22 protein-coding genes are annotated in these 23366 nt (G+C 54.0%); 1 reads left to right on the forward strand and 21 read right to left on the reverse strand.

Features of this window, described 5'->3' with window-relative positions:
• Window positions 1-73: 73 nt before the first annotated feature.
• The 17 genes from mtaB to gpr all read right to left on the reverse strand — a co-directional run bounded on the left by mtaB (window position 74) and on the right by gpr (window position 18262).
• Entirely contained in the window at window positions 74-1486 is a 1413-nt protein-coding gene (gene mtaB, locus ACFQI7_RS06135) for a tRNA (N(6)-L-threonylcarbamoyladenosine(37)-C(2))-methylthiotransferase MtaB (protein ID WP_218098394.1), read from the reverse strand.
• On the reverse strand, window positions 1474-2256 hold the full coding sequence (locus ACFQI7_RS06140) for a 16S rRNA (uracil(1498)-N(3))-methyltransferase (RefSeq protein WP_218098395.1): 783 nt from the start codon (window positions 2254-2256) through the stop codon (window positions 1474-1476). The genes mtaB and ACFQI7_RS06140 overlap by 13 nt, the downstream gene beginning before the upstream one ends.
• 177 nt (window positions 2257-2433) lie before the next feature.
• Window positions 2434-3123 carry a site-2 protease family protein gene (locus ACFQI7_RS06145; protein ID WP_218098396.1) on the reverse strand — a complete coding sequence of 230 codons (690 nt, stop codon included), beginning with the start codon at window positions 3121-3123 and terminating at the stop codon, window positions 2434-2436.
• A gap of 12 nt (window positions 3124-3135) precedes the next feature.
• On the reverse strand, window positions 3136-4113 hold the full coding sequence (gene prmA, locus ACFQI7_RS06150) for a 50S ribosomal protein L11 methyltransferase (protein WP_218098397.1): 978 nt from the start codon (window positions 4111-4113) through the stop codon (window positions 3136-3138).
• A gap of 275 nt (window positions 4114-4388) precedes the next feature.
• A complete protein-coding gene (locus ACFQI7_RS06155; RefSeq protein WP_218098398.1) occupies window positions 4389-4775 on the reverse strand; it encodes a hypothetical protein in 387 nt (128 codons plus the stop codon).
• Between the two features lie 14 nt (window positions 4776-4789).
• Window positions 4790-4948, reverse strand: a complete 159-nt coding sequence (locus ACFQI7_RS06160; RefSeq protein WP_218098399.1) for a YfhD family protein — start codon at window positions 4946-4948, stop codon at window positions 4790-4792.
• Between the two features lie 182 nt (window positions 4949-5130).
• Window positions 5131-6243 carry a molecular chaperone DnaJ gene (gene dnaJ, locus ACFQI7_RS06165; RefSeq protein WP_218098400.1) on the reverse strand — a complete coding sequence of 371 codons (1113 nt, stop codon included), beginning with the start codon at window positions 6241-6243 and terminating at the stop codon, window positions 5131-5133.
• 105 nt (window positions 6244-6348) lie between these two features.
• On the reverse strand, window positions 6349-8187 hold the full coding sequence (gene dnaK, locus ACFQI7_RS06170) for a molecular chaperone DnaK (protein ID WP_218098401.1): 1839 nt from the start codon (window positions 8185-8187) through the stop codon (window positions 6349-6351).
• Window positions 8188-8240: 53 nt separating this feature from the next.
• Window positions 8241-8864, reverse strand: coding sequence for a nucleotide exchange factor GrpE (gene grpE, locus ACFQI7_RS06175; RefSeq protein ID WP_218098402.1), 624 nt, complete (start codon window positions 8862-8864; stop codon window positions 8241-8243).
• 137 nt (window positions 8865-9001) lie between these two features.
• Window positions 9002-10543, reverse strand: a complete 1542-nt coding sequence (locus ACFQI7_RS06180) for a TCP-1/cpn60 chaperonin family protein (protein ID WP_218098403.1) — start codon at window positions 10541-10543, stop codon at window positions 9002-9004.
• Complete coding sequence (hrcA, locus tag ACFQI7_RS06185) at window positions 10540-11571, reverse strand: heat-inducible transcriptional repressor HrcA (RefSeq protein WP_218098404.1); 1032 nt, start codon at window positions 11569-11571, stop codon at window positions 10540-10542. The genes ACFQI7_RS06180 and hrcA overlap by 4 nt, the downstream gene beginning before the upstream one ends.
• Before the next feature lie 87 nt (window positions 11572-11658).
• Window positions 11659-12120, reverse strand: coding sequence for an N-acetyltransferase (locus tag ACFQI7_RS06190; RefSeq protein WP_218098405.1), 462 nt, complete (start codon window positions 12118-12120; stop codon window positions 11659-11661).
• Between the two features lie 70 nt (window positions 12121-12190).
• Window positions 12191-13381 carry a radical SAM family heme chaperone HemW gene (hemW, locus tag ACFQI7_RS06195; protein WP_218098696.1) on the reverse strand — a complete coding sequence of 397 codons (1191 nt, stop codon included), beginning with the start codon at window positions 13379-13381 and terminating at the stop codon, window positions 12191-12193.
• A gap of 57 nt (window positions 13382-13438) precedes the next feature.
• On the reverse strand, window positions 13439-15250 hold the full coding sequence (lepA, locus tag ACFQI7_RS06200) for a translation elongation factor 4 (RefSeq protein ID WP_218098406.1): 1812 nt from the start codon (window positions 15248-15250) through the stop codon (window positions 13439-13441).
• 99 nt (window positions 15251-15349) lie between these two features.
• On the reverse strand, window positions 15350-15706 hold the full coding sequence (locus ACFQI7_RS06205; RefSeq protein ID WP_218098407.1) for a hypothetical protein: 357 nt from the start codon (window positions 15704-15706) through the stop codon (window positions 15350-15352).
• A gap of 27 nt (window positions 15707-15733) precedes the next feature.
• Entirely contained in the window at window positions 15734-16987 is a 1254-nt protein-coding gene (locus ACFQI7_RS06210; RefSeq protein WP_218098408.1) for a stage II sporulation protein P, read from the reverse strand.
• 276 nt (window positions 16988-17263) lie between these two features.
• Window positions 17264-18262: a GPR endopeptidase gene (gpr, locus tag ACFQI7_RS06215; RefSeq protein WP_218098409.1), complete on the reverse strand. Its 999-nt coding sequence runs from the start codon at window positions 18260-18262 to the stop codon at window positions 17264-17266.
• Between the two features lie 187 nt (window positions 18263-18449).
• Between gpr and rpsT the strand changes: the two genes are divergently transcribed.
• The gene (gene rpsT, locus ACFQI7_RS06220) at window positions 18450-18722 is read left to right on the forward strand and encodes a 30S ribosomal protein S20 (RefSeq protein WP_218098410.1); all 273 of its coding nucleotides are present in this window, start codon (window positions 18450-18452) and stop codon (window positions 18720-18722) included.
• A gap of 116 nt (window positions 18723-18838) precedes the next feature.
• On the opposite strand, the gene holA is transcribed toward rpsT, so the two are convergent.
• The 4 genes from holA to ACFQI7_RS06240 form a co-directional block, all read right to left on the reverse strand.
• Window positions 18839-19858: a DNA polymerase III subunit delta gene (holA, locus tag ACFQI7_RS06225; RefSeq protein WP_218098411.1), complete on the reverse strand. Its 1020-nt coding sequence runs from the start codon at window positions 19856-19858 to the stop codon at window positions 18839-18841.
• Window positions 19859-20151: 293 nt separating this feature from the next.
• Window positions 20152-21510, reverse strand: coding sequence for an anti-sigma factor family protein (locus ACFQI7_RS06230; RefSeq protein ID WP_329958216.1), 1359 nt, complete (start codon window positions 21508-21510; stop codon window positions 20152-20154).
• A gap of 97 nt (window positions 21511-21607) precedes the next feature.
• Entirely contained in the window at window positions 21608-22165 is a 558-nt protein-coding gene (locus ACFQI7_RS06235) for an RNA polymerase sigma factor (protein ID WP_218098413.1), read from the reverse strand.
• A gap of 277 nt (window positions 22166-22442) precedes the next feature.
• Window positions 22443-23345 (reverse strand): EamA family transporter, encoded by a 903-nt coding sequence (locus ACFQI7_RS06240; protein WP_218098414.1) that lies wholly within the window; start codon window positions 23343-23345, stop codon window positions 22443-22445.
• Between the last annotated feature and the right edge of the window lie 21 nt (window positions 23346-23366).

Here is a 23366-nt window from a genome sequence, read left to right on the forward strand (position 1 = left end):
AAGGACTTCACCTTTGTGGCCGGCCAGCCGCAGTCAGGTGAAATCCTTTATGTGCTTGAACAGGAGCTTTACATTATACGATCGCTTTCGCCGCTTGACCCGGGATCGTCTCGGACGCCTTACCGCCCGAGCTTTGGCGGGCTTTGGAACCTTGCACCGTCAAGGAACCTGTCGGCTGTTCCACGAGCTCGCCGCGGCATTCGTTGACGCCTGCTTCCGTCACTTTCACGCGGCACACTTGCCCGATCCATTCTTCTTTGCCCTCGAATACAAGCTGAATATAGTTATCCGTGTAACCCATCAAAAGTCCGGCTCCCGGCTGTCCCTTGTAATCGCGTTCCGGGATGACTTCCAGTACGGTGCCGACGAACTTTTGCGCGTACGCCAGCTGCATCCGTTCCGACAAATCGATCAGCTCGTGCACCCGGGTGTTTTTCACTTCCTCGTCCACCTGATCTTCCATCCGCGCCGCAGGCGTACCGGTCCGCTTGGAATACGGGAACACGTGCATTTCGGAGAAGCCCATCCGCTCCATAAAGCGGTACCCGTTGCGGAACATTTCCTCCGTCTCGCCCGGGAAGCCGACAATGACGTCGGTCGTAATCGCAACACCCGGCATAATCCGGTGAATATGCTCGATCTTGGCCGCGAACTCCTCAGTCGTATATTTACGGCGCATCCGCTTCAGCACTTCATCGTCGCCGGCTTGAAGCGGAATATGGAGGTGACGGCACATTTTGTCCGACTTTTGCAGCACTTCGAGCACTTCGTCGGTAATTTGGCTCGCCTCGATCGAACTGATCCGAATCCTTTTCAGCCCTTCGACTTGATCCAGGTCCCAGAGCAGCTTCGCCAGGCTGTAATCTTCCATATCCTCGCCGTAACCGCCGGTGTGGATACCGGTCAATACAATCTCCTGATAACCGGCTTCTACGAGCATGCGGGCTTGCCGCACGACGCTCTCCGGCTCGCGGCTGCGCATTAGCCCGCGCGACCAAGGGATGATGCAGAAGGTGCAAAAATTGTTGCAGCCTTCCTGAATTTTCAGAAACGCCCTCGTTCGGTCGGCGAAATCCGGTACGTCGAGCTCCTCGAACGAACGGGTTTTCATAATATTGCGCACCGCATTAATCGGCTGACGTTCCCCATTCAGCTGATTCACGTAAGTCATGATTTTATCCCGGTCCTGCGTACCGATGACCAAATCTACGCCCGGGATCGCCATAATCTCGGCGGGGGACGTTTGCGCATAACAGCCCGTAACGGCAATAACGGCCTCCGGGTTGCGGCGAACGGCGCGGCGAATCATTTGCCGGCTCTTCTTGTCGCCCGTATTTGTAACCGTACACGTGTTGATGACATATACATCAGCCGTCGACTCGAAATCTACCTGCTCATAGCCTTCCCGCTTGAACAACTGCCAAATCGCTTCCGTATCGTAAAAATTAACTTTGCATCCAAGCGTATGAAACGCTACTGTCGCCATGCTGTCTCTCCTCCCATCTCTCCGGCTTCATATAAAATGCATGTAAGGCCGACCATTGCAGCCGTTTCTGTTCGTAGTATACGTTTGCCCAAGCTAATCGAGCGGCATCCGGCTGCCTCCGCCGCCGTCACTTCCTGCTCCGTGAAGCCGCCCTCCGGTCCGATAATCAAGATCAGCTTCCGTCTGCCCGCTGTGCCTTCCTTCGGCGCAAGCGCCTGTTGAATGGCCGAGCGAAGCTCCTGGGTACTTTCCTTCTCATAACAGATCCAGGCGCAGTCCGCTTCCGAAACGCGCTGCAGCAGCTCTTTCCACGTAAGCGGCGATTCTACGACGGGCACTTTATTGCGGTGAGCCTGCTCGGCCGCTTCTTTGGCGATCTTTTGCCAGCGGTCGACCCGCTTGCCTTCTTTCTTGCTGTCCAGCTGAACGACGGTGCGTTCGGACACAAACGGCAAAAACAGAGCAGCCCCGATTTCCGTTCCTTTTTGAATGACAAGCTCCATCTTATCGCCTTTCGGCAAGCTCTGCGCGATCCATATGTCAACCAGAGGCTCGTTTTCCATCGACAGCCACTCGACCGGATCGGCCAGCACTTCGTCTTTCCCGACGGAACGAACCTTCACGATCGCTTCCCGGCTTTCGCCGTCGCTTACAATAAACGCGTCGCCGGGCTTTGCCCGCATCACTCGTATTAAATGATGGGCGTCATCGCCTTGTATCAAAACGGTATCTCCGGCAAATTGCGCCGGCGTTATAAAGTATCTTTGCATGCGGTACCCTTCAATCCGAATAAATGAGAGACTTTGAAGCGGAGAGACTTTGAGCCAGGCTCAAAGATCCCTATATTGTGCTCAAAGATCCCTATAATTGGTCTGACCGTTTTGGCAGCAAACACGCAAAAACGGTCAACCTTCATCTTACAACTTTTTCTCGTAAAATGCCAGTCGTCAAAGTCTTACGGCAAATCCAAAAATATGCTCCGCCGCGGTCGAAAACAGCCGGATAATCGAATCCTGCTGAGCGAAAATCGGCCCCAGCGTCACCGCCCGAATCGGCGGAATAAAGAACATGATCAAAATCGCGTAGAACAGCCACTGCTCGTACTGCTTCACTCTCGCCATCCAGCGGCGGGGCAGCAAATCCTCTACGATCCGGTAACCGTCCAGCGGAGGGAACGGAATGAGATTCAAAATGAACAAAAATATATTTTGCGTAACCATCAAGGAGAAAAACAGCTTGATCGCCATATTGACGCCTTCGGACATACTATCGAGCAGCTTGAATTGATAGAGCGCAAATAAAATGAGCATCGATATAAATGCCAACACAAGATTGCTGAATGGTCCCGCAAACGAAACGGCGATCCCCATCAGGCGCGGTCTTTTGAATTTGCTGCGATTGACCAGCACCGGCTTGGCCCAGCCGATCCCGATCAGCAGAAAAAAGATCATCCCGAGCACGTCGAGATGGACGCGAGGGTTTAAAGTTAACCGCCCCATCGAACGGGGAGTCGGATCGCCGAACCGGTCGGCGAGATACGCATGAGAAAATTCATGCACGGAAAATCCGATGAGCAGCACCAGAAACACAAAGGGCAGCTGCTCTATCGGAAAAGGGAGGAAACTGTTCCAATCCAACCGTTACACCGCCTATCCCTTTTGAGCAACGATGACGACCCAATCCTGGTCCTCGTTTACTCTGGATATCGTGAAGCCAACAGCTTTCAGCCCTTGTTCCACCTGTTCCTGCTTCGCCTTGATTACGCCGGACACAATATATGTGCCGCCCTGAGCCAGCACGTCATACACATCTTTGACGAACAACAGGATGATTTCGGCCAAAATGTTAGCGACGACCACTTTGACCGGGAGCTTCACGCCGAGCGCGCTTGCACCCGTTCCGGATTCATTCTCGTTCAGCACTTGAAGCAGATCGCTGAGCTTTACCGTGATTTGATCTTCCATCCCGTTCAGATGTACATTCTCGGTTGCGCTGGATACCGCCACCGGATCGAGATCAAGCGCAAGCACATGCTTCGCCCCGAGCTTCGCCGCTGCGATCGCCAGCACGCCGGAACCGGTTCCTACATCGATTACTTCTTCTCCACCCTTGATCTCTTCCTGGAGCGTTTTCAAACATAGCGCGGTTGTTGCATGCGTGCCCGTGCCGAAGGCCATTCCCGGATCGAGTTCGATGATCACTTCATCAGGTGCCGGAGCATAGTCCTCCCACGTCGGTTTAATCGTCAGCTTGTCCGTTATTCGAAGCGGTTTGAAATATTGCTTCCAGGCGTTGGCCCAGTCTTCGTCGTCCACATCCTTCAGTTCATAGGTGGGATGTCCCGTATCGATGTCGTACTCGGCCAACTGGTCAACCGACACCTTCAAATCCTCAAGAATCCGGTCCATATTCGTTCCTTCGGAAAAGTAGCCTTTGATAACGGCCCGGCCCTCCGGAATATCGTTGAGCGGCAGCTCGTACCATTGCCCGAGCGACGTGTCCCGTGGTTTGTTGAGCGTTCCCGATTCCTCGATCGAGACGCCGCCCGCCCCCAGCTCATGTATAAAATTCGAAATCATTTCGATTGCTTCTTCGGTCGTATGAACCGTAATTTCATGCCAACGCACGCGGTATAAACCCCCAATCATTCTCTACAAGCCATAAATCCTAGTATACAACAATTATGTACGCTGGTAAAACAGCTTAAACGCCGAAATTCGGGCAATCTACCGCAAAAGCCGGAAAAGCTTCCGTTCCAGTCCATGCGATGAGAAGATGTTCATATGATGAAAGATATAAAAAACGGCCTTCCGCAATAGGATACCGCGGAAAACCGTTCATTACCCAAAGGATGGTCATTCGTTATGCCCTAGCGGCATTGCCGATCCTAAAATACTTACGGCTAAATTCGGCCGCCGGCTTCTTCGATAACTCGTAGCGCCTGATCGAACGTGGCTTCGTCCACCACAACGGTCAACAGCGTATCTCGGCGCGTCATATCGTCGGTGTAAAAATCGTGTCCGCCGTCGCTCATCCCGCTTGCATCAGGATTCGCCGCCATCAATATACGCGCATCCTGGCTGGAAGGCGCCGCACCCAAGGTCAAATGTGCCAGCCCGGCAAAGTCGCTGTTACTGAGCGGGTTATACGTCTCATCGATTCCGTGTCCCGGATATTGCCCGATTTTATCGATTTGCACATCGATCGCACGCAGTGCCTTCAGCTTTGATACACAGCCCTCCGCTTCCTGCGGAGAATGAAAGTAGGCCAAAATGCCTCTTTCCGCCATCGTCCTCATCCTTTCTACTGCTGCTCTTGCCTTGCATCGGCCTCTTCGGCCCGCTCCAGTGCTTCCAGATCGTCGCGATCCGCTGCTTCAGCGGAGAATTCTACATCTTCTTGTTTGGCAATCGGCAGCTTACGGGTTCCGCCTTGCGGCTCTTGATTCAAGTTCGAGTCCACGTCGGATGTCCTCCTTCTGCAATTCGGTTGTCCGTTGTCCGGATCATCTTCGTCATATTTGTACTTTACAAGCAGGTTTTCAAAACCTGCTTCTATTGTCCGCAAATTCGCCTTGAATATGCAAAAGACACTGCCGCGCCAAAAGCCAGCAGTGTCCGTTCCGTTCTCGTATGCAGCTGTAATTATTCGCCTAAAAATGCTTTTTTCATCCGTTCGAAGATCGACTGCTGCTGCTCATGCGTTTGCTCGCCGCTCAAGCGGGAAAATTCGCGCAGCAACTCTTTTTGCTCTTCGCTCAAACTAGTCGGGGTTACGACGACGACCTTCACATGCTGATCCCCTTGACCGTGCCCACGCAAACGCGGTACGCCTTTGCCCTTCAACCGGAAATACGTATCGGTTTGCGTAGCTGGCGGGATTTTCAATTTCACTTTCTCCGTCAGCGTCGGAATTTCGATCTCGTCCCCGAGCGCGGCTTGGGCAAACGTCAGCGGCACTTCGCAATAAATATCGTCGCCTTCGCGTTCGAAAAACTCATGCGGCTTGACCCGGATGACGACATACAAATCCCCTGAAGGACCTCCGCGCGTGCCCGACTCGCCTTCGCCGCTGACGCGAAGCTGCGCTCCGTCGTCGACGCCGGCCGGAATGTTCAGCGAAATCGTGCGCTGCTTCTTCACTTTCCCCGCACCGTGACACGTGCCGCATTTGTCCTTGATGATCTTGCCTTGCCCTTGACAAGCCGAGCAGACGCGGCGGTTCACGATGCGTCCGAAAGCGGTGTTCTGTATCACTTCCTGCTGTCCGGATCCATGACAGACGCCGCAAGTTTCCGGTTTCGTACCCGGTCTCGCTCCGCTGCCTTGGCACGTATCGCATGTCTCCGTGCGAGGTATGTTGATTTCGGTCTTTTTCCCGAAAACGGCTTCCTTGAATTCGATCGTCATCGTATACTGCAGATCGTTCCCCCGCTGCGGCGCGTTCGGATTTCTGCGCTGGCCGCCGCCGCCGAAAAACATATCGAACAGGTCGCCGAAGCCGCCGAAGTCTTGTCCGCCGCCGCCCATCCCTTGATTCGGATCCACATGGCCAAAACGGTCGTACTGCGCTTTCTTTTGATCGTCGCTCAGGACGTCATACGCTTCCTTCGCTTCTTTAAATTTCGATTCCGCGTCGTCCGCCTTGTTAACGTCCGGGTGATACTGGCGGGCAAGCTTGCGGTAAGCTTTCTTGATATCTTCCTGCGAGGATGACTTATCGACACCCAGCACCTCGTAATAATCGCGTTTACTCATCGCTTACACTCCCATTCCTTGCGCTCACATACCGGATAAACACACGGAAAGTCAAAGCCAACGGACCGGCTTTGACTTTCGCGCGTGATTTTATCATATAACTTCTTACTTCTTGTCGTCAACTACTTCATAATCTGCATCGACGACATTGTCTTTGCCTTTGGACGCGCCTTGGCCTTCTGCGCCTTCGCCGCCTGCTTGCGCCTGCTGCGATGCTTGCTCATAAAGCTTCACGGAAAGCTGCTGCACGATTTGCGTCAGCTCTTCAGTCGCTGCCTTGATCTCGTCCAGGTTGTCGCCCTCGAGCGCCTTCTTCACTTTCTCTTTCGCCGCATTCGCTTTATCGATCTCGCCTTGATCCACTTTATCGCCAAGGTCTTTGATCGTTTTGTCTACGGAGTAGACGAGCTGATCTGCCTGATTACGGACTTCCACAACCTCTTTGCGCTTGCGGTCTTCTTCCGCATGGGATTCGGCGTCCTTCATCATGCGGTCGATTTCATCGTCGGACAAACCGCTGGAGGATGTGATCGTAATCTTCTGGCTCTTGCCTGTGCCTTTATCCAGCGCAGACACGTTCACAATGCCGTTCGCGTCGATATCGAAGGTAACCTCGATTTGCGGTACGCCGCGCGGTGCAAGCGGAATGTCGCCCAAGATGAAACGCCCAAGCGTCTTGTTGTCCGCCGCCATGGCGCGCTCGCCTTGCAGCACGTGAATTTCTACGCTAGGCTGGCTGTCGGCGTATGTGGTGAACACTTGCGATTTCGTCGTCGGAATCGTCGTGTTGCGATCGATCATTTTCGTGAATACGCCGCCTGCGGTCTCAATCCCAAGCGATAGCGGTGTTACGTCGAGCAATACGACGTCTTTCACGTCTCCTGTCAATACGCCGGCTTGAACGGCGGCGCCAAGCGCAACAACTTCGTCCGGGTTCACGCCTTTATGCGGGTCTTTCCCGATCAGGCGTTTCACCGCTTCTTGCACGGCAGGAATCCGCGTAGAACCGCCGACCAGCACGACTTTGTTGATTTTGTCCGGCGACAGTCCGGAATCGTTCAACGCTTGACGCGTCGGGCCCATCGTTCTTTCCACGAGATGTGCGGAAATCTCTTCGAATTTCGCACGGGTCAAGTTGACTTCCAAGTGCTGCGGCACGCCGTCGACTACCGTAATAAACGGCAGGGAGATCGTCGTCGTCAATACGCCAGACAGTTCTTTTTTCGCTTTTTCCGCAGCGTCCTTCAGACGTTGGACGGCCGCTTTGTCTTTGCTAAGGTCGATGCCGTGCTCTTTCTTGAACTCGGCTGCGAGGTAATCGATAATCACTTGGTCGAAGTCGTCGCCGCCGAGACGGTTGTCGCCGCTTGTTGCCTTTACTTCGAAGAAGCCGTCGCCGAGCTCGAGAATCGATACGTCGAACGTGCCGCCGCCAAGGTCGTATACCAGGATCGTTTGGTCTTCCGTTTTTTCAAGACCGTATGCCAGTGCGGCCGCCGTCGGCTCGTTCACGATCCGAAGCACTTCCAGACCCGCAATTTTACCGGCATCTTTCGTTGCTTGACGCTGGCTGTCGTTGAAATAAGCAGGTACCGTAATAACCGCTTGCGTTACCGTCTGGCCTAAATATGCTTCCGCATCGGCTTTCAGCTTTTGCAAAATCATAGCCGAAATTTCCTGCGGGGAATAGTCTTTATCATCGATTTTTTCTTTATGGTTCGTACCCATGTGACGCTTAATGGAAATGACGGTACGATCCGGATTGGTGATCGCTTGACGCTTCGCCGTTTCGCCGACGATGCGCTCGCCGTCTTTCTTGAAACCGACAACCGAAGGGGTTGTGCGATTGCCTTCCGCATTAGGGATAACGACCGCTTCGCCGCCTTCCATCACGGCTACGCAAGAGTTCGTCGTACCCAAGTCAATCCCGATTACTTTACTCATTAAAGGAATCCTCCTTATCGTTTGCGCTGCTTATTTTTAGTAGGAATGTTTATCTATGAGCTCACTTTAACCATGGCGGGACGCAGAACTTTATCTTTCAGCATGTAGCCTTTCTGCACCTCTTCGACAACGATGCCTTCTTCGTATTCCTCGGATTCCACCTGCATGATCGCTTGGTGAAATTCGGGATTGAAGGGAGTTCCCACTGCCGACATCGCTTGTAATCCTTCGCCGGCCAGCACTTGATCGAGCTGGCGGAAAATCATGTCGACGCCTTTGGCCAAAGCCTCTTGATCCTTGTTGTCTTTGCTTGCGGCCAGCGCGCGCTCGAAATTGTCAACGACCGGCAACAGCTGCTCGATCAGTTTCAAGGACGCATACTTGGCGAAATCTTCTTTTTCCTTTATTGTACGCCGTCTGAAGTTGTCAAAGTCAGCCTGTGCCCGCAAGTAACGCTGTTGATTTTCTTCCGCTTGCTTCTTGAGCTGCTCCAGCTCTTGCCTGACAGCATCTTGTGGCTCGGAAGCTTCCGCTGCCTGCGCCTGTTCGTTTCCGGCCTCGGCAGCGTGATTCGATGCATCCGCCTGTTCCGATGCATTCGCATCATATGTAGCTTGCCCTTCGCGTTCGCTCGTTTCTTCCGCTTGGGAAGCTTTTTGTTGTTGTTCCGTATTCAATGTCTGTCACCTCCTTAACCGAATCCGGCCATAGCCGTTTGCATCTGTGCTCCGCGATCGATTCGATACACGAAAAGATCATCATTATTTCTATTGTAACCACCCGGATTGGGCGGGAAACCGCTTGAAGTAAAAAGCTATTGTTCCGAGTGGGGCTGCCGCATCTTGATCACGGTATGAATCCGCAATACGGCGCAAGCCACCTCGCCCGCCGCCTGCAGCGCATGCAGCTTCACTTCGGCCGGATCGACGATTCCATGCTCGAGCATATCCGCCACCGTTCCGGTATCGCAATCCATCCCAAGGCCATCGCTTCGCGCCGCGATTTGCGCAGCCCGCACTTCCTCGACTTTCTCCAGCGGGTTGTACCCCGCGTTGACGACGATCTGCGCCAGCGGCTTGCGCAGCGCCTGCGCGACGGCGGCGATGCCGAAGCCCTCCATGCCCTGCACCGTCTCGCGGTACCGCTCGAGCTCGTGCGCAGCGGCCATCTCGGCGGCCCCGCCGCCGGGCAAATACCCGCCGCGCAGCGCCGCCTGCACGCTCGAAGCCGCGTCGCGGGCGATGCGCAGCCGCTCGCCGACGACCTCGCTCGTGCTGGCGCCGACGACGATCGATACTTGCGGGCGGCCTTTGCCTTCGGCAAGACGCACGCATTCGAGTCGCTCGTCGTAAGCGGCGTGCCCGGCGAAGCCGAGATAGCCTGCCAGCTCGGCGGCAGGCTTCAGCAGTCCGCTGCGGCGAATCGGCCGCGCGCCGGTATAGTCCGCGATGCGGCGCAGCTCCGCGCGCGGCAGCCGCTGCAGGACCATGATGCCATGGTCCGTGCAGAACTGCTCCGCTTCCGCGTCGACGCCACGCTCGGACGCGACCAGCCCGATGCGAAGCTCGGCCAGCTTCGCCAGCGTGGCGCGAAACTGCTCGCGCAGCTGCATCTGCTTCTGGAAGCCCGCTTCGGTCATGAGCGCTTCGTCATCGACCGTTTCCGGCTCGAATGCATCCTGAAACAGCAGCACGCTGGCCGGATAAGGCGGGAAGTCGAACTGTGCGTTCGCCGGTTTCTTCTGAATCAGCAACCCCGGCCATACTTCGTTCTGCGCCTTGCCGTGCGACAGTACGACGTCGGAGAAACGAAAGTACGCATCCCGAAGCTTTTGCAGCCCGAGCCGCTTCGCCCCGTCGATGATGAGACCGGCCAGATCGGCATGCTCTCGTCCGGCGATATAGGCGATCCGGTACAGTATCGGATCGTCCAGCCCTTCGATGAGCCGAGCGCGACCGGCTATCGAGTTGAGCGCCGCAGCGACGCCGTCCTGGATGCCGCGCACGACTTTCGCCACCGGCACGCCGCGTGTCACCTGGGCGACGCCTTCGGCGACAAGCGCTCCTGCGAGCACCGTGGCCGTCGTAGTGCCGTCACCGACCTGTTGTTGCTGCGAGCGCGCCACTTGAATGAGCAGCCGGGCCGCCGGATGCGATACGTCCATCGTCTCCAGAATGGTCACGCCGTCATTCGTTATGATCACTTCGCCCTGAGCGCCGACCAGCATCGTATCGAGCCCTTTCGGACCCAAAGTGCCTTCGACGGCCGAGCAAATCGCCCGAATCGCACCTGCATTGTTGCGCAGCGTGGCGTAAGCTTCCTCGCCTTCCTGCCCCGCTTTGTTCACTGGGTTCATCGATACCATCGCTCCATTAGATGGGTCATATCTTTGGACAAATGATCCAGCAGTTTAATGACTTTCGCATAATCCATTCGCGTAGGTCCGAGTATGCCGATCGTTCCGAGATGATGGCCCGCAACGGAATAACTGGCCGTAATCAAACTGCAATCATTAAAAGCCTGCAACTTGTTCTCGGTGCCGATCCGCACATGGATGCCTCCGTCGGATTCGGCGTCGTCGAACAGTCTGAGCAGCTTCGGCGTTTCCGAAAGCAAGTCGAGAATGCTTTTCACTTTATCGACGTCCTTGAATTCGGGCTGCGTCATAATATTCGTCGTACCGCCTAAAAAGATGCGCTCTTCCTCACCGCGGTCGATCACTTGATCGAGCATGCCGAGCAGTTCTTCGTACCCTGCGGCGAAACTGCTCATTTCGGCGGCGATTTCCGTATAGAGCTTCGCCTTAAAATGAAGCAGAGGCACGTTTTTCATCCGTGCATTGAGCAGGTTCACGAATTTCTCGATCTCCTGCATCGGTATTCCTTCCGGGATCGTAACGGTCTTGTTCTCCACTTGTCCGGTGTTCGTCACGATAATCGCAACAGCCGTTCTTTCGTTCAGAGGAACGATCTGCAAATGCTTCAGCGTCGTGCTGAGCATCTCGGGACTAAGCACGATGGAAGTATACGGCGTCAGCTGCGACAACATAATCGCCGCCTGCTGAACAACGCTTTCCATCTCCTGCATTTTCCCCGTAAAAAACTGCTTCAACACTTCGATTTCATTGGACGGCAGCTGCCCGTATGTGATCAAATGGTCTACATAATATCGATAACCTTTATTAGAAGGAATGCGTCCGGCCGAAGTATGCGGCTGTTCCAAAAATCCCATCTCTTCGAGGTCTGACATCTCGTTGCGAATGGTGGCTGGGCTGAACCCGACGTTACCGCGCTTGGAAATGCTGCGGGAGCCGATCGGCTCTGCTGAACGAATATAATCATCTACGATGGCACTTAAAATATGGCGCTGACGTTCGGTCAACATAACTTTCACCTCCGGATCGTTAGCACTCCATTCAGGTGAGTGCTAAGCTAATACAAAAATAACAGACCCAAAGGGTCCGTGTCAAGTTCAATCAAGCCTTTTCAGCACAGCGATTTCGTCGCAGCAATGCTGTTTTTTGCAATGAATGCAGTCGCGCCAAACTTTCTCGGGAAAAATTTCTTTCGGGACGACGGTAAAGCCGTTTTTTTCGAAAAAAGCAACCTCGTACGTCAGCGCCATCACTTTCGGAATGCCTTGTTCGCCCGCCTCCTGCACAAGCCGGTTCACAATCGCCTTTCCTATACCTTTTCCCTTGTATCCGTCCATGACGCCGAGCGAACGAATTTCCACCAGGTCTTGTCCGAGCCTCGTCAAAGAACCGCATCCGATCAGCCGTTCTTCGTCCTCCGCGACGACAAACGTATCGATCTGGGAAGATAGCACTTCTCTCGACCGCGGAAGCATAATCCCTTGCTCGGCATAGCCCTGAATAATATCATATAATTTATCGACGTCCTGTTCCGTCGCTTTTCTGCATGTAACGACCACTGCCTATCCCACCATTCGTCTGTCGAAGTCAAAAATATATGAATAAATATACAACGAATCGTATAAGTAATCAATCTTTTTTTGCTTCCGCGACGCCTAGAAATTCGCCGAACACTTCATTGCCGAGCGGAATGCCGCGGTCGGTCAGCCTGTAGCCTTCCTCCGTACGTTCCAGCAGCTCCAGCCGCAGAAATTTGTCGATCACGCTGCCGAATACCGACTCCAGCTTACAGCCGAACTGCTCCAAGAAATCCGCATCGCGCACCCCTCTGCGCATCCGAAGACCGACCATCATGAAATCTTCCATCGCTTCCTCGCGGCCGACATCGCTCATTTCGAGAATCGGCAGTCCCTTGCGGGTGGCGTCAATATAGGGCTGCACTCCTTTCATATTGACATGCCTGCGGCCGTGCACGTATCCATGCGCGCCCGCCCCGAGTCCGTAATAGCTCTGATTGCGCCAATACATCATGTTGTGGCGGCTTTCGAATCCCGGCCGCGCGAAATTGCTGATCTCATACTGCCCATAACCGGCACTGCGCAGCGTATCCATGATGAGATCGAACATGCCGACCTCTTCGTCCTCTTCCGGCAGCGGCAGCTGTCCGCGCTGATAAAGCGTATGAAACAGCGTATTTTCCTCCACCTTAAGGCTGTAGATCGAATAGTGCGGCAAGTTCAGCGCGAGCGCTTCCTGCAGCGTGTCCTGCATGATCTGGATCGTCTGCTTGGGAAGTCCGAACATCAAGTCGATCGACATATTCGTAAAGCCGGCCGCTCTCGCATTTTCCAGACTCCGATACACATCATCCGTATTATGGATACGCCCGATTCCTTCGAGCAGCGCATTGTTGAACGACTGTACGCCGAAGCTGATCCGGTTGACCCCGCCGGCTTTCATCGCCTGCAGTTTCTCCAAATCCGTCGTCCCCGGATTCGCTTCCATCGTAAATTCGACGTTCGGCGCCTGAGTCGGAAAATACGTGCGCACACGGTTCAAAAAGCTTTCCATCTGGTCCGGCAGCAGTACGGTCGGCGTGCCCCCGCCTACAAAGATCGTCTCGATCTCGCCCGGAGGCACCTGCCGCACGGTCTGCTCCATTTCCCGTTCCAGCGCGTCGAGATAATCCATGACTGGCTGGCCTTTCAGCACATACGAGTTAAAATCGCAATAATGACATTTATTCGTGCAAAACGGAATATGAATGTACACCGCTTTGGGGGTCTGTATTCTCTGTAACACGGCAGCTTCCTTTCCCATGTGAAAAGCAGGCGCTCGGTCCATCCGGCAGCACCTGCTCACATGTTATCGTTTCATCTATTCGTCGATTCGAAGCACGGCCATGAACGCTTCCTGCGGCACTTCGACGCTGCCAACCTGCTTCATGCGCTTTTTCCCTTCCTTCTGCTTCTCAAGCAGTTTCCGTTTCCGGGAAATGTCGCCGCCGTAACATTTGGCGAGAACGTTTTTGCGCATCGCTTTGACCGTTTCCCTTGCAATGATCTTTTGTCCGATCGATGCCTGGATCGGCACTTCGAACATTTGCCGCGGGATGAGCTCCCGCAGCTTTTCGCAAATGATCCGTCCGCGGTTATAAGCCCGGTCGCGGTGCACGATGAATGACAGCGCGTCGACCTGCTCGCCGTTCAGCAAAATATCCATCTTCACGAGGTTCGATTGTCTGTAGCCGGAAAGCTCGTAATCGAAGGAAGCGTAGCCTTTCGTGCTCGATTTCAGCTGATCGAAAAAGTCGTACACGATCTCTGACAGCGGAATTTGATAGGTCAATGTGACGCGTGTCGTATCGAGATATTCCATGTTCACGAACTCGCCGCGCTTATTCTGGCTAAGCTCCATGATCGCTCCTACATAGTCGTTAGGGACGATGATCGACGCCTTGACGTACGGCTCTTCGACGAAATCGATTTTTCCCGTCTCCGGGAAGAGCGAAGGATTCTCGATATTGAGCACGTCGCCGTTCGTCTGCGTGACGCGGAACACCACGCTCGGCGCCGTCGTAATGAGCGGGATGTTGAATTCGCGCTCGATCCGCTCCTGGATGACATCCATATGAAGCAGGCCGAGAAATCCGCAGCGGAAGCCGAAGCCAAGCGCGGTGGACGTTTCCGGCTCGAAGCTTAGGGAAGCGTCATTCAGCTGCAGCTTCTCCAGTGCTTCACGCAAGTCGTTGTAGTCGCTCGTCTCGATAGGGTACAGTCCACAGAATACCATCGGGTTGATTTTGCGATAGCCGGGCAGCGGCTCCAGCGTCGGATTTTTGGCGTCGGTCACTGTGTCCCCGACTCGTGTGTCGCCGACGGTTTTGATACCGGCCACGATAAAACCAACATCCCCAACCTCCAGCGAATCGACCGTTCCCATCCGCGGCTTGAAGGCTCCGACTTCGATGACCTCGAACACTTTGTCCGTCGCCATAAATTTGATTTTGGAGCCGGCGCGAATCGAGCCGTCGATGACCCGTACGTAGACGATTACGCCTTTATACGGATCGTAGTGCGAGTCGAAAATAAGCGCCTTCAGCGGTTTATCCGTGTCTCCCGTCGGGGCCGGAACTTTTTGAACCACCTGCTCCAAAATTTCTTTAATGCCGATCCCGGCCTTGGCCGAAGCCAGCACCGCATCGCTTGAATCAAGACCGATGACATCTTCGATCTCCTGTTTCACCCGCTCCGGGTCCGCGCTCGGCAGATCGATCTTATTGATGACCGGCAATATTTCCAGATTATTATCCAGCGCCAAATACACATTGGCGAGCGTCTGCGCTTCAATTCCTTGCGCCGCGTCGACGACAAGCAGCGCGCCTTCGCAGGCGGCAAGGCTCCGGGATACTTCATAAGTAAAGTCGACATGTCCCGGCGTATCGATCAGATTCAATATATATTGTTCGCCGTCATCGGCGAGGTAGTTCAAACGGACGGCTTGCAGCTTGATCGTGATGCCGCGTTCCCGTTCCAGATCCATCTGGTCGAGCACCTGTTCCTGCATCTCACGCGACGTGAGTGCGCCGGTAAACTCCAAAATCCGGTCCGCCAACGTTGATTTCCCGTGGTCGATATGGGCGATAATGCAAAAGTTTCTTATTTTCTTCTGTCTGGCTTGGATATCCATCGTCGGCAAAAACCTCACTAACCTGCAAATTTACAATACTTCTGATTATAGCAGTTGTGAAGGCCGGCAGCAATGGACCGCTTTCCTTGTACAAAAAAGCTAGCGGAGAATCGCCTCGAACAGCGCGACGATGAACCGGATGCTGTGATACGCCGCGATTTGCAGCAAATCTCCCGCCTTATTCCCTACGCGGTTGATGCCCGTATCCCCACCGGGAACGGCCGCGGGTTCGGGTTTTGCGGGCTTAGCCGGCGCCTTTGGTTTGACGGGGACCGCCGCGGTGCTCGCCCCCGCCGGAGCTGCGCTATAAGAACGCGATTTCGCGGGTTCCTCCTTCCGGACGAGCGGCCCGCCTACCCGCTCCGTTCCTTGCGCGGCGAGCGTTACGCCGAAAAAGAGGCAGAAGGCCATCGCGAGCGCGACGCCTCCCATTTTGATCCACCCGTTCCGTCTCATCTTTCCCCACTCCCGTCCAAGCTTTTATCAGCTTTGTTTCTTCGGTTCTTGCGATGGTGCCGGCGCGTCCACTTTCTCCGCATTCAAAATCACTTGCGAGATGGCGACGGAGAGTGCATCGGCTGTACGATAGCATTCCTCGAGGCTGTTATCGACGCCGCCGACTTCGATCAGCACGCTGTTCTCCGAATAATTTTGGTTATATACGCCGTTGCCTTCCCCGGACTTGGCATGAATCCCTTTCGACAACCCCGGGTATTTCGTGTCGAGCACCTGATGGATCTGTTCGGCAAACTCGTAATTTTGCTTCCAGTTCGGATTTTTGCCGCCGATGATAAAGTACACTTGCGCGTAATCTTTTCCGTTAATGTTAGCCGTTGTTTTGTCGCGACGCTGCGAATCTCGGTGAATATCAAAATAAAATTTCAAATCGGGATGGCCCGAAATCGCTTCTTGCAATGTCTTCATGGAATATTTGTAGGAATAATAGTAGTTGAACCCTTTCTCGATGGCCGGATAGTTTTTATCCGAATGAACGGCGCCGATTCCTTCCTTCTCCAGCATTTGCGCCAGTCGCAAGCCTACCTGCGTCACATTTTTTTTCGGGTCGTATGCCTTGTCCGGATCTTTGACTCCCGGCAGCTCGGGAAGGTACGATTCCTGATTATGCGTCTGATAGATGAAAGCTACGTTTTTCCCCGCGGTAATCGGCGGCGAAGCAACCGGATGCGGTATGGAAGGTCCTTGCACCTCCCCAGCTTTCTCGTTTGCGGGAGCGCCCGGATTGGCAGTGATAGAGCCTGCGTCCCCCAAGTTTTGCGGATTGAACACATCGGAGCGCGGCGTATAGTCTTCGGGAGAATCCGCAGCAAAACCCGACGGGCTGAGCAGCACGGCCCGGTCCTGCGCCATCCCCGGAACCTCTCTGGCGATGAGCGTTCGCGGATCTTTCGGATTCAAATCGGTAAGGAGCGAGAACAAAAATCCGGATACGTTGGACTGCGAGAAAGTGAACGCTTTCCGATCCGTGTTCAGATGCGGCACCTCCATTCCCATCATGTCCATGAAAAATCGGCTCGATACCGACGAAGCAAGTCCTTTCATGGAAGAAGAAGGCGTCGTGCTTGTCACTTTGGACTGAATGTAACCAAGCAATCCAAGCAAAATAAAAAAGATAAGACAGCCTGTTATTAAATAGGAGAGGGTTCGCGTATAAACGCCTATGGTTTGTCCCGTTTTCGCATATTTTTCCAAGTTCAACATCACAGCCGGCCGTTTCATAGTCAATTCCTCCTCAATCTTCGTCCTGGATGCTCGCCGCGATACAAGTGCTTTCAGTACACCGCGATTCGTCCGTCGAAGGCGCCATATCCGTGAATGGGTCACTAGCCTTCTGTTCCTTTCCCGTACTCTAGTAAACAATCTATGAGGAGGCCGAAGAAGATAGAACCGCACCGAACAAAAAAAGAGAGTAAACATTTACTAGATTGCAACAAAAAAAGCGAGGCATCCCGCTCGTGGGACTCGCACCCGCTCTTTATGGTTGGCTGCACAGCGTTAATGCGTAAAAGCCGCAACGTTGTCGACATCGATCGCCTCGTGCAGCGCAGCGTTCAAACCGCTTGCCACGATGTTGGCGATGTCCTCAATGAATTGATCGATTTCCTTCGGCGTCACGAGCAGATCATGGCCTAACGGGTTCAGCACTTCCTTCACCAGCTGCAGCCGTTCGTTTTCCTGCAAATGATCCATCAAGCCGAGAATTTGTCCGGTGTTCGCCGTCTGTTTTTTAAAGTGATTGTGCATCATATCGAAGGCGTTGTTCACGATCGTTGAAGCGTAGACGACCGTAGGGACCCCGATGGCGATGACCGGCACGCCGAGCGTATCGATCGTGAGCCCTTTGCGCTTGTTGCCGATCCCAGAGCCTGGGTGAATGCCTGTATCCGCGATCTGGATCGTCGTATTCACCCGTTCCAGCGACCGGGAGGCGAGCGCATCGATCGCAATGACCAAATCCGGCTTCGACCTGTCGACGATACCCTGCACGATTTCGCCGGTTTCGATCCCCGTCGTTCCAAGAACGCCCGGTGCAACGGCACTGACCGGCCGGTAGCCCGGACTGACCTGATCGGGCACCAGTTCAAAATAATGGCGCGTCACCGTCATATTTTCCACAACCAGCGGTCCCAGCGCATCGGGGGTAACATTCCAATTGCCGAGGCCGATGATAAGGACGCTGGCGTTTTTTGCGATGTTCAGCTTTTGCAAAAACTTTTCGAACTCCTGGGCAAATACAGTGGCGACCCGGTCCTGCAAATCGCTGTCCTTTTGCCGGAGCGCGGGAACTTCAAGCGTGATATAGTGCCCGGGAAGTTTGCCGAGCGCTTGCGCTCCTTGTTCGGATGTAATATCGATCAGGCTGACCTTGATTCCTTCCTGCTCGTATCCGGACGACATGACGCCCGGAATATTCGGCTCCGATGCCGACGCCAAGTCTCTTGCTTCTAAAGCCAAATCCGTCCTGACGGAATATGCGCTCAAATCCGCTTCCATCTGCTCGTCTCCCTTCATCCTTTTCTCGCTCGTATATTGTTTGACAAAGAAGGCAGCCTTATGCAAAAGATTCCGGAAGCGCACCTGCCACTCTATTGCTTTTTAATATGGGTCATGTTAGAATATCAAGAGTTGTCAACAAAGATGATTTGTGTTTTATTGCAAGTTGTAGTAGGAGGTGAACGTCATGCCAAACATTAAATCCGCTATCAAACGCGTTAAAGTGAGCGAAAAGCGCCGTATGCGCAACGCATCTCACAAATCCGCTCTTCGTACTGCTGTGAAAGCTTTCGAAACGGCTGCCGCAAGCAGCAACGTTGAAACGGCAACATCCGCTCTGATCGCAGCCAGCAAGAAGCTGGATAAAGCAGCGACCAAAGGTTTGATCCATAAAAACGCCGCTGCCCGCAAAAAATCCCGCTTAGCGAAGAAGCTGAACCAGCTTTCCGCACAAGCGTAATGGCAAGTAAGCGAAGATTGGAATCGTTCAGCGCTGCTGACCGTTGCATCCGATCTTGTAAAAAGACCATGTCCCTGTAATGGGAACATGGTCTTTTTTGTTATCTTCCTTTCAATTCACGAGGCAAGCTTCAGCAAAAACATTTCGAGCCCGAGCACTTTATCGATTTTGCCGCTCTTCATCTGATAATCCAGATCGGACAGCTGCTGCAATAGCTGGGCAAGTCGTTTCGCTTCGAACCGCTCGGCCTGTCCCGCCGCGATCTTGACCGCATACGGATGAATGCCAAGCTGCCCGGCCATCTGCTGCTGGGAGTAGCCCTGCTGGGACAAGTCTTTGACCTGAAACATGATGCGGATTTGCCGGGCGATGAGCGCTACGATCTTGATCGGTTCTTCTTTGCGCCGCAACAGCTCGGCCAGCATCGTGAACGCCTGTTCGAGCCGCACCTGAACGATATACTCGATCAGTTGAAAAATATTTTGCTCAATGCTGCGGGTAACGAGCTGCTCGAGATCCGGAATCGTCAGCGTCCCGCCCTTTCCGACGAACAGCGCGCACTTCTCGATCTCCTTGACCAACGCCTGAAGGCTTGTGCCCGTATACATAATGAGCTGCTCCGCCGTTCCCGGGGCAAAATGCAGCTCCGCTTTTTCCGCTTCGCGGTGAACCCACTGTGTTAGCTCGCTTTCCGACAACACCGTGCAGGGGATCAGCGCATCCGACTCCTTTAATGCCTTCACCAGCTTCTTTCGCTCATCGAGCTTCTCGGCATCCACGGTAAATACGATGATCGAGAAGTCGGCCGGAGCTTTCAAATAATTCAGCAGCCGTTCCGGCTTGTGCTCCACTTTGCCGCTTTCTTTCGCCCCGGTAAGGAAAAGCGCATTGGAAGCGATCACGATCTTGTGCGCCACCATGAACGGCAGCGTCTCGGCTTCGTCGATCACCGTATCCAGCGGCGTTTCGGCCATATCGTATTTATTGATCGCAAATTCGCGCTGGCCCGGCTCCACCAGCTTGTCCGTGAGCCGTTCGACGAACTCCTGCATCAGAAAAGTCTCCGGTCCGTAGCAAACATATACCGGTTTATGCTGTCCTTTGTTAATCTGCCTGACCGCCGTTTTGACATCCATCGCGCTTCAACTCCGTCTCCGTAATAACCGTCATCTATGTTCTTTTCATCATACCAACAACAAAGGGATTACGTCAAAGCCGCCTCTCGGCGGTTCGACGTAATCCCTTCGTCCGAAACCCATCTATATAAACACCTGAGGGAAAGCTCTAGAAACGATCCGCTCAGGTGGTCATACGACGTGAATCGCGTGTACGTATACTTATATATACGTACTCGGCCTGTTATGTGTGCGTCATTTTGTGCCTAATTTTTTAAATTTTCCTTGAAAGCTTGCTTGTATGTTAGGCCGCTTCAAGGTTTGCTCTCCGTCTCCGTCAAATTTTTCATCGCGATGACAAACGTTTTGACCTGATCCGAAGCTTTCACCCGATATGTCAATTTATATTCGGCAGACCAATCGGCGAGCTCGACTTTGAAGTCGCCGTCTTTCCATTCGTATTTGGACGCGTATGCCTCTTTGCCTTGCTTGTCGTATACGATCACTCGTCCGTCCTTGATCATCGCCTTATATGCGCCGTCCGTGGTCGAAACCTCGGTTACCGGGGCAGACGCGGACGGCATGGCTGCAATGCCGTAGGCTCCAGTGCCCGATTTCTCGGAAGGCAGCTTCGGTCCGACCGCATCCGCGGGCCGTTGATCGGCATCCGCCGCCGGCGGTTGTTCCGGCGTTACTCCGCTATCCGCGGTCTCTCCGCCCTTTTGAGAACCGTCGGCCTTCGGAGCGATGGTTAACGACTTCGCATCTTCCGGCTTTATGCCGGCAAGCGGCTGCGATTGCGGTTGTTCCGGCTCGGCCTGCTCTCGCGTGGCGGATACACCCTGCTGCTCCGCGTTCGCGCCCGGCGCCGGCGTCGACGGCGTCACATTGCGCTCGGCCGCGTTATTCTGAGGCTGCGCTTTGCCCGCGGGCTCCGATGCCTTCTGCTGCGGCTCAACCGTCTTCGGAGACGGCTTCTGCGTCTGCGGCGCCGGGCTGGACGGCGGCACTGCATTGCCGCCCGCAGCCGGGGCGGTAGCGTCAGCCGGCGCGAATTTCTCCACGACGGCGGCATCCTTTTTCTCCGCTTTGTTTCCGCCGGATGCTTCCGGCTTCGCATCGCCCGGCGGCCGTTCCTGTAAAGGAGCCGCTTTCGTACTCACGGATGCACCGCTGTCCGCAGCGCTCCCCGCTTTTTGCTCCGACCCGCCGTTCGGCAATGAAAGCATGATCCTGCCGGCATCTTTCTCAGAGGATGGCGGCTGGCCGAACAGGAAGAAACCGACAACCAGTCCGGCTGCTACGACACCGCCAAACACCGGGAAGGAGATCCAATCTTTTATACTTTTGCGCCAGCCGCCCGGCGCCTTCCGCTCCGCTGCCGCCGCATTCATGTCTGCATCCGCTCCGGCATGCTGCGCCAAGCGAAAGTCTTGCGTTTCGCCGGATGCCTCCAGTTGCTCCAGCTTCGGCATAATGGCGTCGACCAGACTGAACGGAGGCGTTACTTTGGGCAACGATTCCAGCTCATGAGATAAGTTCACGAGACGCTCAAACAGCTCTGTGCAGTCCGGGCACTGCTGCAGATGCTGGAGCATCCGGCGGTATTCCGTCTCTTCGAGATCCCGATCAAGGTATCTCTGCATCAGCTCGATCACCTCTTGACACATCATCCCCGTACACTACCTTTCTTTAACGATTCGTATATCCCATCTCGTCATTGCTCCCGCTATCTCCGGCAAGCAACCGCGATTGCTCTTGTATGTTCGTCTATCCCCGTACCGCGTCGCCTCTGGGCTTCTTATAGTCGCGCAGGATCGTCTGAAGCTGCTGCCGCGCCCGGAACAAATACGATTTCACCGTATTGATGGGCAAATCAAGCGACTCCGCAATCTCGTTATACGAGAAATCCTGCAAATACCTAAGCACCACCACGGAACGATGATGCTCCGGGAGCTTGTCGATGGCTTCTCGGATGTCTTGGGCTATATACGAAGACATCACTTCGTCTTCCACCGTCGTATGGTCGGTAAAGCTCAGATCGTGCTGTTCAATCGAGACGGTCGGCTTCGTTCTCCGGAATTTATCGATGCACAAATTCGTCACGATGCGCTGCACCCAGGTCTTGAACTGAGCTTTTTCCTCGTAGGAGTTGATTTTGGTATATATTCGTATCAATGCTTCCTGTGCGGCGTCTAATGCATCCTGCTCATTGCCCAGAATGTAATAAGCAGTGCGATAGACATGATTCTCGATTTCTCGCAGTAGGGTAATTAGAGCGTCGCGATCGCCCGATTGGGCAGCCTTGATTAATTCTGGCGCTACCACTGGGATCCCCCTCTCTTGCAACCTTATAAACGAAACGTTTCCTAAAAATGTTGCACTTCCTATAACTCTATTCAGGATATCAAATTTTGGGTAGCAGGTACATAGTAAAGAACACGCGCGGCGGCAGCCAATTTTTTACGCTCGATCTGGTATGCCGCCGCTTCGTCTTGCCATTCTGCGCCCGTAATCAACCGTTTTCTAAAGCCGCATACAAAACGGACCTGAATTCATAATCGAAACGATCAGAAATTCAAGGTCCGTCATGGGTAAAATAAGATTACGGTTGCGCGGCCGCGCCCTTCGGTTTCTTCTTTTCGGATACGACGATTCCCGCGAAAATCAGCAAGATGCCGAGCCATTGCAATATGCCCGTACGTTCGCCGAGCAGCAAGCTGGAGATCACGATAACGACCGGCAGCTCCACGGCGCCAAGAATGGCGGCGATACCGGTGTCCAACTGCGGTGCTCCCTTGGCGAACAAGTACGGCGGAATGATCATGCCGAACAGGCCGAGGATTAAAGCCCAAAACCATAGTCCGCTGCCGATGGATCCGTTCCACAAAAACTGCGGAGGATATACAACTAGCACGATCAGCAGAGCGCCTGTAACCATCCATGTGCTTCGAAACAAGGTCGGCACTTCCGTCGCCACTCTACCGCTAAAATACATATTCAGCGTGTAGCTCGCGGCTGCGAGAATTCCAAGTCCGATCCCCGCAAAGCTCAATCGGTCAAGCGAAGACCCGCTCAAACCCGACGCAAGCAGCGTCCCCGCAAGAATAATGACGATCGCGACGATTTGATTGCGCCCCGGCTTTTTGCCGTGAAGCATCCACTCCAGCAGCATGCCCATCCAGGTAAACTGAAACAGCAGCAGGACGGCGAACGATGCATCGAGATTTTGCAGCGAAAAATAATAGAAAATACCAGTCAACCCGGTAAATATGCCGCTTCCCGTCAGCTTCAAAATCGCTTTGAGCGATATTTGCTTCAGCTTCCTATAATAAGGAATGCACATCAGCCATAAAGCGATAAATCCGAAAGCGACCTGACTCCCCGTTATTTCGCCAGGCGTAAAGCCATCCTTGTAGCCGAGCTTCACGAAAGTGGACAGTACGCCGTAGGATGCGGCGCCGATGAGCAGCAGCAAGCTCGCTTTCGTTCGTTCCTTCAAAAACATAAACCATACCTCATATTTTGC

This window comes from Paenibacillus allorhizosphaerae, assembly GCF_042659105.1.
In the GTDB taxonomy this organism is placed as follows: domain Bacteria; phylum Bacillota; class Bacilli; order Paenibacillales; family NBRC-103111; genus Paenibacillus_G; species Paenibacillus_G allorhizosphaerae.